Genomic DNA, 12,984 nt, shown 5'->3' on the forward strand with positions numbered 1-12,984 from the left:
CGATGTGAAGGGGACGTGATCGGGGTCACTGCTTGCTGTTGATGACCGCCTCCATCACGCTCTTCGCGATGGGCGCCGCGAGGCCACCGCCGGAGATGTCGTCACGCACGGCGCTGTCGTCCTCGACCACCACGGCCACGGCGACCGGCGAGCTGCCGTCGGCGAGCTTGGCGTACGAGAGGAACCAGGCGTACGGCTTCTCGCTGTTGTCGACGCCGTGCTGGGCGGTACCGGTCTTGCCGCCCACGGTGACGCCGTCGATCTGCGCGTTCTTACCGGTGCCGTCCTTGACGACCGTTTCCATCATCGACTGCAGAATCTGGGCGTTCTTCGAGGACAGCGGCTGGCTGAGCTTCTCCGGGTCGGTCTTCTCGATGGGATCGAGGCTCGGTGCCTGGAGTTCGTCGACCATGTACGGCTTCATCAGGGTGCCGTCGTTGGCGACCGCCGAGGCGACCATGGCCATCTGTAGCGGGGTCGCGGCGGTGTTGAACTGTCCGATGGAGGACAGCGCGGTCTGCGAAGGGTTCATGTTGTCGGAGAAGACCGAGGCACTGGAACGGATCGGCGTGAACTGCTCCTCGCCGAAGCCGAACTTCTTGGCCTCCGCGAGCATCTTGTCGTTGCCGAGGTCGGCGCCGATCTTGCCGAAGACGCTGTTGCAGGACACCCGCAGGGCCTCCCGCAGAGTGGCGTTCTTGCAGGGGATGTTGCCCTCGTTCTTCAACGGTGTCGTCGTGCCGGGCATGATCCACGGCAGCGGCGAGTCCGTTTGCTGGCCCGCTCCGGTGTACAGGCCGTTCTCCAGCGCCGCGGCGGCGGTGACGACCTTGAAGGTGGAGCCCGGCGGGTAGGTCTCGCGCAGGGCCCGGTTGAGCATCGGGTCCTCGTCGTTGTTGGCCTTCTGGAGCTTCTGCCACGCCTCGGTGTCGGTCGTCGTGGAGTTGCCGGCGAACGAGGAGGGGTCGTACGACGGGTAGGACGCCAGCGCCAGGATCGCGCCGGTGGCAGGGTCGAGGGCCACGACGGCACCCTTGCCGCCCTGCTTCTCCAGGCCGTTGTACGCGGCCTTCTGCGCGGCGCCGTTGAGGGTGGTGACCACGTTGCCACCCTCCTTCTCCTTGCCCGTGAGCATGTCGAGGGTGTTGCGGAAGAACAGCTGGTCGTCGTTGCCGGTGAGGATGCCGTCCTCGATGTTCTCCAGCTGGTTGGCCCCGAAGGCCTGTGAGGCGTACCCGGTGACGGGTGCCCACATGGGGCCGTTGGTGTAGGTGCGCTTGTACTTGAAGTCGCTGCCGGCGGTCTCCTTGGAGCCGGTGATCGGCTTGCCGTCGACGATGATGTCGCCGCGTGGAGTGGCGTACCGCTCGATGATGACGCGGCGGTTGTCCTTGTCGGACTTGAGCTCGTCGGCCTGGACGTACTGGATCCAGTTGTCGCGGACGAGCAGTGCCAGGACGAGGAGTCCGCAGAAGAGCGCGATCCGGCGCAGGGGCTTGTTCATGACGGGCGGACCACCTGGGTCATCTCGGCGTCGGGGCTGGGAGCGGGGGCGGGCGCCGGGCGGCGTGCGGTGTCGCTGATGCGCAACAGGATGCCGATCAGGGCCCAGTTGGCGATGACGGACGAACCGCCGTAGGCCACGAACGGCAGTGTCATACCGGTCAGCGGGATGAGACCCATGACACCGCCGGCCACGACGAAGACCTGGAGGGCGAAGGCGCCGGACAGGCCGATGGCCAGCAGCTTGCCGAACGGGTCGCGGGCCGCGAGCGCGGTGCGTACCCCTCGCTCGACGATCAGGCCGTAGAGCAGGAGGATCGCCATGACGCCGGCCAGGCCCAGTTCCTCGCCGAAGGTGGCGAGGATGAAGTCGGAGTTGGCGGCGAAGCCGATGAGGTCGGAGTTGCCCTGCCCGAGGCCGGTGCCGAGCGTGCCGCCGGAGCCGAAGGCCCACAGGGCCTGCATGGCCTGCTCAGAGTGGAGAATGCCGTCGTTGGTCCCGGCGCGGCTGAGCTGGTACTCGCGCATCGGGTCGAGCCAGGCCTGCACACGCGTCTGGATGTGCGGCTCGAAGCTCGCCACGCCGACGGCGCCGACGGCGGACATCAGCAGACCGAAGACGATCCAGCTGGTCCGCTCGGTGGCGACGTACAGCATGATGATGAACATTCCGAAGAACAGCAGGGATGTTCCGAGGTCGGTCTCGAAGATCAGGATGAGGATCGAGATCACCCAGACGACGAGAATCGGACCGAGGTCGCGGCCGCGCGGCAGGTACAGGCCCATGAAGCGTCGGCTGGCCAGCGCCAGGGCGTCTCTTTTGACCATGAGGTAGCCGGCGAAGAACACCGCGAGGGCGATCTTCGCGAACTCGCCGGGCTGAAGCGTGCCGAGGCCGGGGATCTTGATCCAGATCTTGGCGCCGTAGATGTTCGCCCCGAGTCCGGGCACGAGCGGCAGGACCAGCAGGAACAGCGCGCCGGCCATGGAGATGTAGGTGTAGCGCTGAAGGACGCGGTGGTCCTTGAGGAAGATCAGCACGGCCACCAGCAGCGCGACGCCCATCGCGGAGTACAGCAGTTGGCGCGGTGCCGCGTCGGCGTAGTTGTTGAGCTTCTTCGACTGGTCCAGACGCCAGATGACGACCAGCCCGAGCCCGTTCAGCAGCGTCGCCAGCGGCAGCATCAGCGGGTCCGCGTAGGGCGCGAACTTCCGTACGACGAGGTGGCCGACGCCCGCGAGCAGGCCGAGTCCGAGACCGTAGCTCAGCAGACCGGGCGGCACCTTGTCGTTGATGGCCAGGCCCACGTTGGCGTAGGCGAACACCGGGATCACCACGGCGAAGGCCAGCAGCGCGAGCTCGGTGTTGCGCCGGCTCGGCGTGCCGATCGCGCCGATGGTGGACGTGTGGTGCGTCGGTGGGTTGGTAGTACTGCTCATCGTGTGACAGGGCCTCTCACGGCTCGGCTACTGCTTGTCGCACTGCGAGACGACCTTCTGCTCCTGGTCGGAGAGGCTGGGGCCGGGGGTGGGCTTGGGCGCAGTCGTGGACGGGGCGGGCGAGGTCGGCGTCGATGGATTCGGCGACGGCGATGCCTTGGACGGCCAAGAGGCGGGTGTGGTTCCCGTGGTGCCGCCGGCCTCGCCCTCGCCGGTCTTGGCGTTGTTCTCGCTCTCGGCCTTCTGCCGCGCTGCTTCCTTCTCGCATGCGGAGGCCTGGACCGCCAGGGCCTCGATCTTCGTCTGGGCGTCCTTGAGTCCGCCCTCGGTGATCGTCGCCTTGACCTGCTTCTGCATGTACGTCGGCAGGTACTTGAGTTCGATCTCGGGGTGGTCCTTGTGCACCTTGGACAGCGAGACCCAGGCGAGGTCCTGGCTGATGCCCCGGTACAGGGCGACGTGTTCGCCGTTGGCGCCGACGTAGTACTGCGTCTGCGTCCAGCGCCAGCCGCCGTAGAGGCCGCCGCCGAGGACGGCCAGCGCGAGCGCGCCGTAGAAGGATCTCTTGAGCCACTTGCGGCCCTTGCGGGGCTTGACGAAGTCGTCGTCGCCGTAGTCGCCGAAGCCGGCGGTGGAGATGTAGCCGGTGGTGTCGCCGGAGCCGGGCGGGCCGAACTCGCCGCCTCCGCCCTGTCCGGGCACCTGGCGGCCGAGGCCGGAGGCGCGCCCCGCGGGGGTCTGCATGATGCCGTTGTCGTGCAGCTGGAGCTGGTTCTCGGCGACCGCGCCGACCACGACAGGGGTGTCGGACAGCTGTCCGGCGAGGGTGTCCCCGGTGTCGAGGTCGAGCACGTCGGCGATGATGACCGTGATGTTGTCGGGGCCGCCGCCGCGTAGCGCGAGCTGGATCAGCTCCTGCACGGTCTCCTGGGGGCCCTGGTAGCTGGCGAGGGTGTCCTCCAGGGTCTGGTGGGACACGACCCCGGACAGACCGTCGGAGCAGATCAGGTAGCGGTCGCCGGCGCGGACCTCACGGATGGAGAGGTCGGGCTCGACGTGCTCGCCGCTGCCCAGCGCGCGCATCAGCAGGGAGCGCTGCGGGTGGGTGGTGGCCTCTTCCTCGGTGATACGGCCCTCGTCGACCAGGCGCTGCACCCAGGTGTGGTCCTGCGTGATCTGCGTGAGGACGCCGTCGCGCAGCAGGTAGGCGCGCGAGTCGCCGACGTGTACGAGACCGAGGCGCTGGCCGGTCCACAGGAGGGCGGTGAGCGTGGTGCCCATGCCCTCCAGCTGCGGGTCCTCCTCGACCATCGCGCGCAGCTGGTCGTTGGCGCGCTGCACGGCGGTGCCGAGGGAGGTGAGGATGTCGGAGCCGGGCACGTCGTCATCGAGGGCGACGATGGTGGAGATGGCCTCGGAGGAGGCGACCTCGCCGGCCGCCGCGCCGCCCATGCCGTCGGCGATGGCGAGCAGGCGCGGACCGGCGTATCCGGAGTCCTCGTTGCCCTCCCGGATCATGCCTTTGTGCGATCCGGCGGCGAAGCGCAGTGACAGACTCATGCGCACCTCGCCCGTCGGCTCCGGGTACATCCGCACGGTGCCCACCCTCCGGTCGGGAGCGCGCCGGGGCCCGGGGTGCCGGGCGCCGCTGCGTGCTCGCTCCGCTCGCGCTCATTCATGACGTAGCACTACTTCCGCAGCTCGATGACGGTCTTGCCGATGCGGAGGGGCGCGCCCGGTGCGATCGGTGTGGGGGTCGTCAGCCGCGTTCGGTCGAGGTACGTGCCGTTGGTGGAGCCCAGGTCCTCGACGATCCACTGGCCGTCACGGTCCGGGTAGATCCTGGCATGTCGGCTGGAGGCGTAGTCGTCGTCCAGCACGATGGTGCTGTCGTGCGCCCGGCCCAGGGTGATGGTCTGGCCCTGGAGCGCCACCGTGGTACCGGTGAGGGTGCCCTCGGTCACCACCAGCTTGGTGGGGGCGTTACGACGCTGGCGGCCACCGGCGGCGGCCTGCTGGCGCTGTTGCGGGGGCGCGGCCTGCCGGGCGGCGGCCTGCTGCTGCCGTCCGCTCTCCCGGCGCGAACCGCGCTGGGTGACACGCGTACCGAACAGGTCGCTGCGGATGACCTGCACGGCCACGATCACGAACAGCCACAGTACGGCCAGGAAACCCAGCCGCATGACCGTGAGGGTCAGCTCTGACATTGCCCCCGCTTCACCCTTCGGCTTGCCGGTAAATGATGGTGGTACTGCCCACGACGATCCGCGAGCCGTCGCGGAGCGTAGCGCGGGTGGTGTGCTGCCCGTCCACCACGATGCCGTTGGTGGACCCGAGATCCTGGATCGTCGGGGGCGTTCCGGTCCGGATCTCACAGTGCCGGCGCGAGACGCCGGGATCGTCGATCCGCACGTCGGCCTCGGTGCTGCGACCCAGCACGAGCGTCGCGCGGGAGATCTGATGGCGGGTGCCGTTGATCTCGATCCAGTGGCGCATGCGACCGCCGGCCGCGGGAGCGGGAGCAGGTGCGACCGGGGGCCGCTGCCCGCCCGCGGGCTGCGGGTAGCCGTAACCGCCGGGACGGCCGCCGGGCGGCGGCGCGGCGGGCATCGGCGGGGCGGCCGCGGGTGCGGCGGCGGGCGGGTAGCCGTAGCCGCCGGGGGCCGGCCGGCCTGGGGCCGGGGCCGCCGGGGCGCCGCCGGGAGCCTGCTGGCTGGTGGAGGAGGCGAGCGTACGGCTGCGCACCCGGTACAGGCCGGTGTCGAGGTCGTCCGCCTTCTCCAGGTGGACCTTGATGGGGCCCATGAAGGTGTAGCGCTGCTGCTTGGCGTAGTCGCGCACCATCCCGGCGAGCTCGTCGCCGAGCTGGCCGGAGTAGGGGCTGAGCCGCTCGAAGTCCGGAGTGCTCAGCTCCACGATGAAGTCGTTGGGTACGACCGTCCGGTCGCGGTTCCAGATCGTCGCGTTGTTGTCGCACTCGCGCTGGAGCGCTCCCGCGATCTCCACGGGCTGTACCTCGGACTTGAACACCTTGGCGAAGGTGCCGTTGACCAGACCTTCGAGACGCTGCTCGAACTTCTTCAGGACTCCCATGGGGCACCTCCTCCGTAGCCGCTGCTGTCCTGTGTCCCGCTGAGCGGGCACTGCCTTGCCCGGTACTGCTGCTGGTACTGCTTACTGATCGTATCCACGCGCCGTCGAATCGGCTGGTTCCCCCTGTCGGACCGGTCGACGGGTGTCGACGCCTCCGAAGTTCCCTCCGGAGCTCCCCTTCGAACTCTTCTCGGACGTAGTCCTGCCAAGGATCGTAGAGGCGGCCGCAGACAAGTGTCCCGCACCGGACTGTGGACCTGGACCGCTCCTGCGGAGACGGTCGGGACCGGTACGAGGTTGATACGTGAACAGGTCGGCGTTGATACGTCTGCTGACGGAATCGGGGGCGGGGTGGCGGACTGACGCAGAGTGTGCTGGTCGGCGGCTGCCCGGCCATAAGGGATGTGAACCCACCCCGTCCTGCGTGCTAATGTTCTGCGTGTCGGAAGGCGCCGCCCCCAAGGGGGAACAGCCCGAAGACACACCCAATGCGCGGGTGGCGGAATAGGCAGACGCGCTGGATTCAGGTTCCAGTGCCCGAAAGGGCGTGGGGGTTCAACTCCCCCCTCGCGCACAGCGAAGAACCGACGGAACGGGTCTTCACCAGTGACGAAAGTCACGGTGAGGGCCCGTTTCTCGTTGGTCGTGGCGGGGGCCCGGCGGTGAGCTATCTCACGGTCGGGAGCCTCTGCGAAGAAGGCTCTGCCACGAAGGCGACGGGCTGCGGGGTCAGCCGCCCGTGCGCAGGTGCCGCAGGACGGCTTCCGCCTCGGGACGTGTCCTGCCGACGGCCAGCAGCACCGCCGTGGCGGCGGCGGGGGCGGAGCCCTCCCATGTCTCGTCGTTCACCGACTCCAGCATCGAGACGACGACCGACTCCATGACGTGGGCCAGCACCGGCGCCGGCAGGTGGTCGGCGAACACTCCGTCCCGCTGTCCCTGCGCGAGCAGTTCACCGGCCAGATCGCGTACGGGGGTCAGCGCGCCGCGGATGTCGCCGTCCAGGTCGCGGCGGCCGAGCGCGATGAGCATGCGGAAGCGGTCGCCGATGCCCCAGACGGCCATGATGTAGCGGGCCAGGGCCAGGGCCAGGTCGGCGGGCTCGGCGGGTTGCGCTACTCGACGAACGCCTGCCGGAGCGACTCCACGGCCTCCTCGGCCAGGGCGTTGACGAGATCCTCCCGGCCGGCGAAATGGCCGTAGAGCGTGCGGCGGGCGATCCCTGCCGCGCGGGCGATGTCGTCGACGGTGGTCTCCGGATCTGCGCTCAGCGTCTCGCGCGCGACGTCACAGGATGCGCCGCCGGTTCGCCTGCGCGTGCCGCCGACGGGGTGCCGCCTTCGCACTCTCGGTCATCGCCTGCTCCTCGTGTCGCTCCGGCGAAGACTCGCATACGGGCGTGGCCTGCGGCAGGGAGGGCCTGAGGGCGGGTGGCCTGCTGTGGAGGTGCTTCGCCGGGTGGGACGGATGCCCGCCCCACCCGGCCGGCGGGCTTACGCCGCGACTCGCTCGGCCACTTCCTTGGCCTTGGCGGACGCGTCCTGGAGGGCGCGCTCGCGCGAGGCCTCGAAGAGCGGGATCAGTTCGGTCATCGCGGGGTTCTGCGGGGCCATCGTGAGCTCCGGGACGATGAAGTGGAGGTCCACGGCGAGGGTGTCGGCGAGGACGGCCTGCAGGTAGGTCTGGACGTACTCGTAGCCCTCGCGCGGGGTGCCCGGCGCGTACGAGCCGCCGCGACTCGCGACGACGGTGACCGGGGTGCCCTTGACCTTGGAGTCCTCGGTCATGGCGGTGCGGCCGATGAGGATCACGTTGTCCAGCCAGGCCTTGAGGGTCGACGGGATCGAGAAGTTGTACATCGGGGCGCCGATCAGCACCGCGTCCGCCTGCTCAAGCTCCTCGATCAGCTGCACGCGCGCGGAGAAGGCGGCCGCCTGCTCCGGGGTGTGCGCGGCCGGGTCGGCGAAGCCGGCGGTGTGGGCCTCGGCGGTGATGTGCGGGACGGGATTCGCGGCGAGGTCGCGGTGGATCACCGTGCCTTCGGGGTGCTGCTCCTCCCAGGTCTTGCGGAAGGCGTCCGTCACGGAGCGGGACGCGGAGGCGTCGGTGGGGAAGACGGAGGAGTCGATGATCAGGAGCGTGGCCATGGGGTCTCCAGGGGACGGCGGCAAGGCCCTCGGGATGCTCGTTCCGAGGGCTAGTAATATGTACTCGACTATGGATAACACAGTCGCTTACTTTTTTTCAGTCCGATCGGGAAAGGCAAGTACCCTGAGGGCATGACGGTCGAGCAGAGTCACGACCCCGCGGCCTGCAAGCGGGTCGACGACGGCATCACGCGCGTCTTCCAGCTGCTCGGGAAACGCTGGACCGGCCCGATCGTGTCCGTCCTCACCAACGGGCCCGCCTACTTCGTCGACCTGCGCCGGGCCATCCCCGGCATCAGCGAGCGCATGCTCTCCGACCGCCTCACCGAACTCGGCGCCGCCCGGCTCGTCGTCCGCCAGGTCGACGAGGGGCCTCCGCTGCGGGTGTCGTACCGGCTGACGGAGGCGGGGGCCGCGCTGGCTCCGGCGCTGGGGCTGCTCAAGGACTGGGCGGAGGAGCATCTGCCGGAGGGGGAACGGCCGACGGGGTGCTGACGGTCGCTGCGGTGCCGGTGCGGCCGCTGTGGTGCCGGTGCGCGGCCGTTGTGGCGCTGGTGTGCCGTCGGTGTGTGCCATCAATGCGCTGAGGGCTTTCGGCGTTTTCCACAGCTGTGGAGTTGTCCACAGGGTCTGACGCGTTTCAGCCGCTCGCTGTACGGTCGGCACGAGTTGATGTTCGTGCGTACGCGGGGGAGGCGGTCGCTGTGACCGAGGTCGGTGCGGAGACGGTTGTCGGGGACGCGGTCCCCGTTCAGGAGGCGGCGGCGAGTGCCGGGAGCACCCGTCGGCTCCCCAGGGTCTGCGGCTTCGCCGACTGGCCCGCCGAGGGCACGCCCAAGGAGGAGGGCAGGGCGCTGCGGCGCAGCGTCCCGCGCAGTGCGCACGCCGTCCTCGACCTGGACGAGGGACGGCCCGACGCGGTGAGCGCGGTCGAGGAGTCCGGCCAGGGCCGTATCCCCGAGCTCACGCCCATACGGGTCGGCAGGATGGCGGCCACGCCCTTCGCCTTCCTGCGCGGTTCGGCCGGCCTCATGGCATACGACCTGGCGCGCACCCCGATGACGAGGATCCGCGCCCAGATCTGCGGCGACGCCCACGCCGCCAACTTCGGTCTGTACGGCGACGCGCGCGGCGGTCTGGTCATCGATCTGAACGACTTCGACGAGACGGTGAACGGCCCCTGGGAGTGGGACCTCAAGCGGCTCGCCGCCTCCCTCGTGCTCGCCGCCCGTGAGGCGGGCGCCGACGAGGACACCTGCCGCAAGGCGGCGCACGACGCGACCGGTGCCTACCGCCGCACCATGCGGCTGCTGGCCAGGCTTCCGGTCCTGGACGCGTGGAACGCCATCGCGGACGAGGAGTTGGTCTCCCACACCGACGCCCACGACCTGCTCGGCACCCTGGAGCGGGTCTCCGAGAAGGCGCGGGCCAACACCAGCGGGCGCTTCGCCGCGAAGTCGACGGAGCCGACCGAGGACGGCGGCCGCCGCTTCGTCGACGCCGCGCCGGTGCTGCGGCGGGTGCCGGACGAGGAGGCCGCGTCGGTGGCCGCGTCCCTGGAGCAGTACCTGACCTCGCTCTCCGAGGACCGTCTCCCGCTGCTGGCCCGTCACGCGGTGCACGACGTCGCCTTCCGCGTCGTCGGCACGGGCAGCGTCGGCACCCGGTCGTACGTCGTCCTGCTCCTCGACCACCGGGGCGAACCGCTCGTCCTCCAGGTCAAGGAGACGCGTCCCTCGGTGCTGGTGCCGCACCTGGCGAGCGCCGGGTTCGAGGCGCCGAAGGTCGACCACGAGGGCCGGCGGGTGGTCATGGGGCAGAAGCGCATGCAGGTGGTCAGCGACATCCTGCTGGGCTGGACCTCGGTCGACGGGCTGCCCTTCCAGGTACGGCAGTTCCGCAACCGCAAGGGCAGCGTCGACCCCACTGCCCTCGCCGCCGACCAGCTGGACGACTACGGCCGGATGACCGGCGCCCTCCTGGCCCGCGCCCACGCCCACAGTGCCGACCCGCGCCTGATCGCCGGCTACTGCGGCAAGAACGAGGAACTGGACGAGGCGATCACCGCGTTCGCCGTCGCCTACGCCGAACGCACGGAGGCGGACCACGCGCAGCTGGTGGCGGCGGTGCGATCGGGGCGGATCCCGGCGGAGGTGGGTGTGTGAGGGGTGCGAGCCCGAGGCGCTCGGGATCAGGGGCGCTGGGTGTCAGGGGCGCTCTGGATCAGGGCGCTGGGTATCAAGGGCGCTCGGTGTCCCGGCAAGGGCGTGTCCGGTGTCCTGAGAGGGCCTGCTCGGGAGGCTGAGGACGGTGTGTTCGAGAGGCTCCTCCCGCCGTGGCCTACGCTGGTCGGGTGACGACCCCGGAAGCTGAGCAGGGTGGTGTCGCCGGTGAGAACCGGCCGACGCCGGACGCCGGTGTGCCCCGGCCCGAGGAGCGGCTGGAACGGGCCGTACGGGCCGCCGAGCAGGCGCTGATCGAGTACGAGATCGCGGTCGATACCTTCCGTATCGAGGTCGAGAACTTCTCCCGGCTGCACCACCAGAAGCTCGGCCCGATGTACACCCGCCTCGACGAGCTGGACGCCCAGATCGCCGAGGCCCGGGCCGCCCGCACCGGCGACCCCGAGGACCTGCGCAAGGCGGACGAGGCGCGGGCCAGGGTCATGCCGATGCCTGGAGTCGAGGAGCTCTTCCACGGCTGGATGGACGGTGAGGGGCTGTTCCCGGAGGCCGAGGCGATGCTCACCGATCAGCCGGTGCGGCCCCCGCAGCGGGTGCGGCCCAGCGAGGAGGCCCGCAAGCGCTACCGCGAGCTGGCCCGCAAGGCCCACCCTGACCTCGCCCAGGACGAGACCGAGCGCAAGCGGCGTGAGGAGTTCATCACGCGGGTCAACGCCGCCTACGCCCGGGGCGACGAGGCGCTGCTGCTGGAGCTGGCCGAGGAGTGGGCCGCCGGACCGAAGCTCCCGGAGCAGGGGCCGACGCCCAGCGAGGATCTCTACGCCCGCCTCGAATGGCTCGCCCAGCGCAAGGAACTGCTCACCGTGGTCGCGCGGGAACTGGAGGAGAGCGCGATCGGCTCGATGCTCCGGATGGCCCCGGACGACCCGGACCGCCTCCTGGAGGAGGTCGCCGAGAAGCTCTTGGCCGACGTCGCCGCGCGCGAGGCCGAGCTGGCGGAGTTGCTCGGATAGTGGCCGGATCGGTGCGCGCCCGCGTCGGGCAGCGCCGTCGGGTAGCGTCGGAGGCATGCATTTCGGAGCTGGTGTGCCCACGGTCGAGGTCACGGACCTCAAGGACAGCGACTTCCTGCTGGACGTCCGCGAGGACGACGAGTGGCAGGCGGGTCACGCCGAAGGGGCGCTGCACATCCCCATCAGTGAGTTCGTCGCCCGGTACGGCGAGCTGACCGAGGCCGCGCCGCAGGACGGCCGGGTCAATGTGATCTGTCGTTCGGGCGGGCGCTCGGCGCAGGTCGCGATGTACCTCGTCCAGCAGGGCGTCGACGCCGTGAACGTCGACGGCGGCATGCAGGTCTGGGCGGCGGCGGGCCGCCCCGTCGTGACCGACGAGGGGCAGCCGGGCTTCGTCCTCTGAGCCGAGCCCTGCCGAGGGTCGGCTTGAGGTTCAGGACGGCTTGAGGTTCAGGCCAGCGGGTGGGCCGCCAGCAGGTCGCCCAGGGTCTCCTCGTGGGCCGCCGCCGGGCCGAGCGACAGTTCCAGGTGCTTGGCCCAGGCGTGGAACCGGTGCAGGGGGTAGTCGACGTCGGCACCGAATCCACCGTGCAGATGCTGCGCCGTCTGCACGACCCGCCGTACGCCCTCCGACGCCCAGATCTTGGCGACGGCCACGTCACCGGAGGCGGGCAGCGCCCCCGGGGCTCCCGAGGCGATGCGCCACGCGGCCTGCCACAGGGTGACCTCCATGGCCCGCAGATCGATGTAGCGGTCGGCGGCCTGCACGGCGACGGCCTGGAACGTGGCCACCGGGAACCCGAACTGTTCGCGCTTGCCGGTGTATTCGCTGGTCATCCGCAGCACCCGCTCCCCCAGACCGAGCGCCAGCGCGCACGTCCCGGTGGCCAGCAGATCCCGCAGCCACTCCCACGCCCCGTCGGCGTCGATGACGTCCCGGTCCGCGATCCGTACGGAGTCCAGGCGCAGTTCGCCGAGCCGCTCGCCGGTGGTGGAGATCTGCTCGGCGAGCTCGACCCCCGCGTGCACCCGGGGGACCACGGCGAGAAGGGTCCGGTCGGCGGCGGTGTGGGCGGGTACCAGGACGAAGTCGGCGTCGTACGCCCACGGCACCGCCGTCTGCACCCCGTCCAGCAGCCACTCCTCCCCCTCCCGCCGTGCGGTCACGGCGAGTTCGGCCGGGTCGTGGCCGGTGCGGCCGCTCGCGGCGACGGTCAGGACGACCTCCCCACGGCCCGCCCGCACCGCCAGACCGGACTTCAACTCCGCACCGGCGAAGGTCTGTACGGCGGCGAGCGCGGCGCTGTTCTCCAGCAGCGGTACCCGCGCCAGCACCTTCGCCGCCTCGCGCAGCACCAGGCACAGGGCGACGGCATCCAGGCCCGACCCGCCGTACTCAGGGTCGAGCAGCAGACTCAACAGGTCCGCGTCGGCGAGCCTGGCCCACAGCGCACGGTCGAAGTCGTCCGCGACGGCGCCTGAGGTGAGAGCGGGGCTGGGCACCGCGTCCGGGGCTACCCCGGCGAACACCCCCCGCGCCGCCTCGGCCGCTGCCTGTTGCTCCTCGGTGAAGGTGAAGTCCACGGTCCTGTCCTTCCGCCGGGC

The 12,984-nt window shown here is 70.3% G+C and carries 13 protein-coding genes and 1 tRNA gene; 5 read left to right on the plus strand and 9 right to left on the minus strand.

The annotated features are described in order from the left end of the window. Window positions 1-25 precede the first annotated feature (25 nt). The 5 genes from QFZ76_RS26445 to QFZ76_RS26465 all read right to left on the minus strand — a co-directional run bounded on the left by QFZ76_RS26445 (window position 26) and on the right by QFZ76_RS26465 (window position 6,036). Window positions 26-1,504 (minus strand): penicillin-binding protein 2, encoded by a 1,479-nt coding sequence (locus QFZ76_RS26445; RefSeq protein ID WP_307676060.1) that lies wholly within the window; start codon window positions 1,502-1,504, stop codon window positions 26-28. Next, window positions 1,501-2,943 carry an FtsW/RodA/SpoVE family cell cycle protein gene (locus QFZ76_RS26450; protein WP_307676061.1) on the minus strand — a complete coding sequence of 481 codons (1,443 nt, stop codon included), beginning with the start codon at window positions 2,941-2,943 and terminating at the stop codon, window positions 1,501-1,503. The genes QFZ76_RS26445 and QFZ76_RS26450 overlap by 4 nt, the downstream gene beginning before the upstream one ends. 27 nt (window positions 2,944-2,970) lie before the next feature. Continuing rightward, window positions 2,971-4,533 (minus strand): Stp1/IreP family PP2C-type Ser/Thr phosphatase, encoded by a 1,563-nt coding sequence (locus tag QFZ76_RS26455; protein ID WP_307680131.1) that lies wholly within the window; start codon window positions 4,531-4,533, stop codon window positions 2,971-2,973. Between the two features lie 98 nt (window positions 4,534-4,631). Continuing rightward, window positions 4,632-5,150, minus strand: coding sequence for an FHA domain-containing protein (locus QFZ76_RS26460; RefSeq protein ID WP_266436609.1), 519 nt, complete (start codon window positions 5,148-5,150; stop codon window positions 4,632-4,634). 10 nt (window positions 5,151-5,160) lie between these two features. Further along, entirely contained in the window at window positions 5,161-6,036 is an 876-nt protein-coding gene (locus tag QFZ76_RS26465; protein WP_266436607.1) for a DUF3662 and FHA domain-containing protein, read from the minus strand. A 490-nt stretch (window positions 6,037-6,526) separates the two neighbouring features. On the opposite strand from QFZ76_RS26465, the gene QFZ76_RS26470 reads away from it, so the two are divergent. Further along, window positions 6,527-6,610, plus strand: a tRNA-Leu gene (locus tag QFZ76_RS26470). A gap of 155 nt (window positions 6,611-6,765) precedes the next feature. Here QFZ76_RS26470 and QFZ76_RS26475 read toward each other — a convergent pair. The 3 genes from QFZ76_RS26475 to QFZ76_RS26485 all read right to left on the minus strand — a co-directional run bounded on the left by QFZ76_RS26475 (window position 6,766) and on the right by QFZ76_RS26485 (window position 8,183). After that, a complete protein-coding gene (locus QFZ76_RS26475; RefSeq protein WP_307676062.1) occupies window positions 6,766-7,101 on the minus strand; it encodes a hypothetical protein in 336 nt (111 codons plus the stop codon). Window positions 7,102-7,151: 50 nt separating this feature from the next. After that, complete coding sequence (locus tag QFZ76_RS26480; protein ID WP_307676063.1) at window positions 7,152-7,382, minus strand: helix-turn-helix domain-containing protein; 231 nt, start codon at window positions 7,380-7,382, stop codon at window positions 7,152-7,154. A 147-nt stretch (window positions 7,383-7,529) separates the two neighbouring features. Further along, on the minus strand, window positions 7,530-8,183 hold the full coding sequence (locus tag QFZ76_RS26485; protein ID WP_307676064.1) for an FMN-dependent NADH-azoreductase: 654 nt from the start codon (window positions 8,181-8,183) through the stop codon (window positions 7,530-7,532). 132 nt (window positions 8,184-8,315) lie between these two features. Between QFZ76_RS26485 and QFZ76_RS26490 the strand changes: the two genes are divergently transcribed. The 4 genes from QFZ76_RS26490 to QFZ76_RS26505 all read left to right on the plus strand — a co-directional run bounded on the left by QFZ76_RS26490 (window position 8,316) and on the right by QFZ76_RS26505 (window position 11,782). Further along, entirely contained in the window at window positions 8,316-8,678 is a 363-nt protein-coding gene (locus QFZ76_RS26490) for a helix-turn-helix domain-containing protein (protein ID WP_307676065.1), read from the plus strand. Between the two features lie 209 nt (window positions 8,679-8,887). Continuing rightward, the gene (locus QFZ76_RS26495) at window positions 8,888-10,348 is read left to right on the plus strand and encodes a DUF2252 domain-containing protein (protein WP_307676066.1); all 1,461 of its coding nucleotides are present in this window, start codon (window positions 8,888-8,890) and stop codon (window positions 10,346-10,348) included. 188 nt (window positions 10,349-10,536) lie between these two features. After that, a complete protein-coding gene (locus QFZ76_RS26500) occupies window positions 10,537-11,379 on the plus strand; it encodes a J domain-containing protein (protein WP_307676067.1) in 843 nt (280 codons plus the stop codon). A 73-nt stretch (window positions 11,380-11,452) separates the two neighbouring features. Continuing rightward, complete coding sequence (locus QFZ76_RS26505; RefSeq protein ID WP_266448294.1) at window positions 11,453-11,782, plus strand: rhodanese-like domain-containing protein; 330 nt, start codon at window positions 11,453-11,455, stop codon at window positions 11,780-11,782. A 47-nt stretch (window positions 11,783-11,829) separates the two neighbouring features. On the opposite strand, the gene QFZ76_RS26510 is transcribed toward QFZ76_RS26505, so the two are convergent. Then, window positions 11,830-12,963, minus strand: coding sequence for an acyl-CoA dehydrogenase family protein (locus tag QFZ76_RS26510; protein ID WP_307676068.1), 1,134 nt, complete (start codon window positions 12,961-12,963; stop codon window positions 11,830-11,832). Window positions 12,964-12,984: the final 21 nt, after the last annotated feature.

The sequence above is a fragment of the Streptomyces sp. V4I2 genome (genome assembly GCF_030817655.1).
Taxonomy (GTDB): Bacteria; Actinomycetota; Actinomycetes; order Streptomycetales; family Streptomycetaceae; genus Streptomyces; species Streptomyces plumbiresistens.

What these genes read in the sequence shown, in the direction of transcription:
- QFZ76_RS26445 (WP_307676060.1), bottom strand. Translation starts at nt 1,504, where the DNA reads ATGAACAAGCCCCTGCGCCGGATCGCGCTCTTCTGCGGACTCCTCGTC.
- QFZ76_RS26450 (WP_307676061.1), bottom strand. Translation starts at nt 2,943, where the DNA reads ATGAGCAGTACTACCAACCCACCGACGCACCACACGTCCACCATCGGC.
- QFZ76_RS26455 (WP_307680131.1), bottom strand. Translation starts at nt 4,533, where the DNA reads ATGTACCCGGAGCCGACGGGCGAGGTGCGCATGAGTCTGTCACTGCGC.
- QFZ76_RS26460 (WP_266436609.1), bottom strand. Translation starts at nt 5,150, where the DNA reads ATGTCAGAGCTGACCCTCACGGTCATGCGGCTGGGTTTCCTGGCCGTA.
- QFZ76_RS26465 (WP_266436607.1), bottom strand. Translation starts at nt 6,036, where the DNA reads ATGGGAGTCCTGAAGAAGTTCGAGCAGCGTCTCGAAGGTCTGGTCAAC.
- QFZ76_RS26475 (WP_307676062.1), bottom strand. Translation starts at nt 7,101, where the DNA reads ATGGCCGTCTGGGGCATCGGCGACCGCTTCCGCATGCTCATCGCGCTC.
- QFZ76_RS26485 (WP_307676064.1), bottom strand. Translation starts at nt 8,183, where the DNA reads ATGGCCACGCTCCTGATCATCGACTCCTCCGTCTTCCCCACCGACGCC.
- QFZ76_RS26490 (WP_307676065.1), top strand. Translation starts at nt 8,316, where the DNA reads ATGACGGTCGAGCAGAGTCACGACCCCGCGGCCTGCAAGCGGGTCGAC.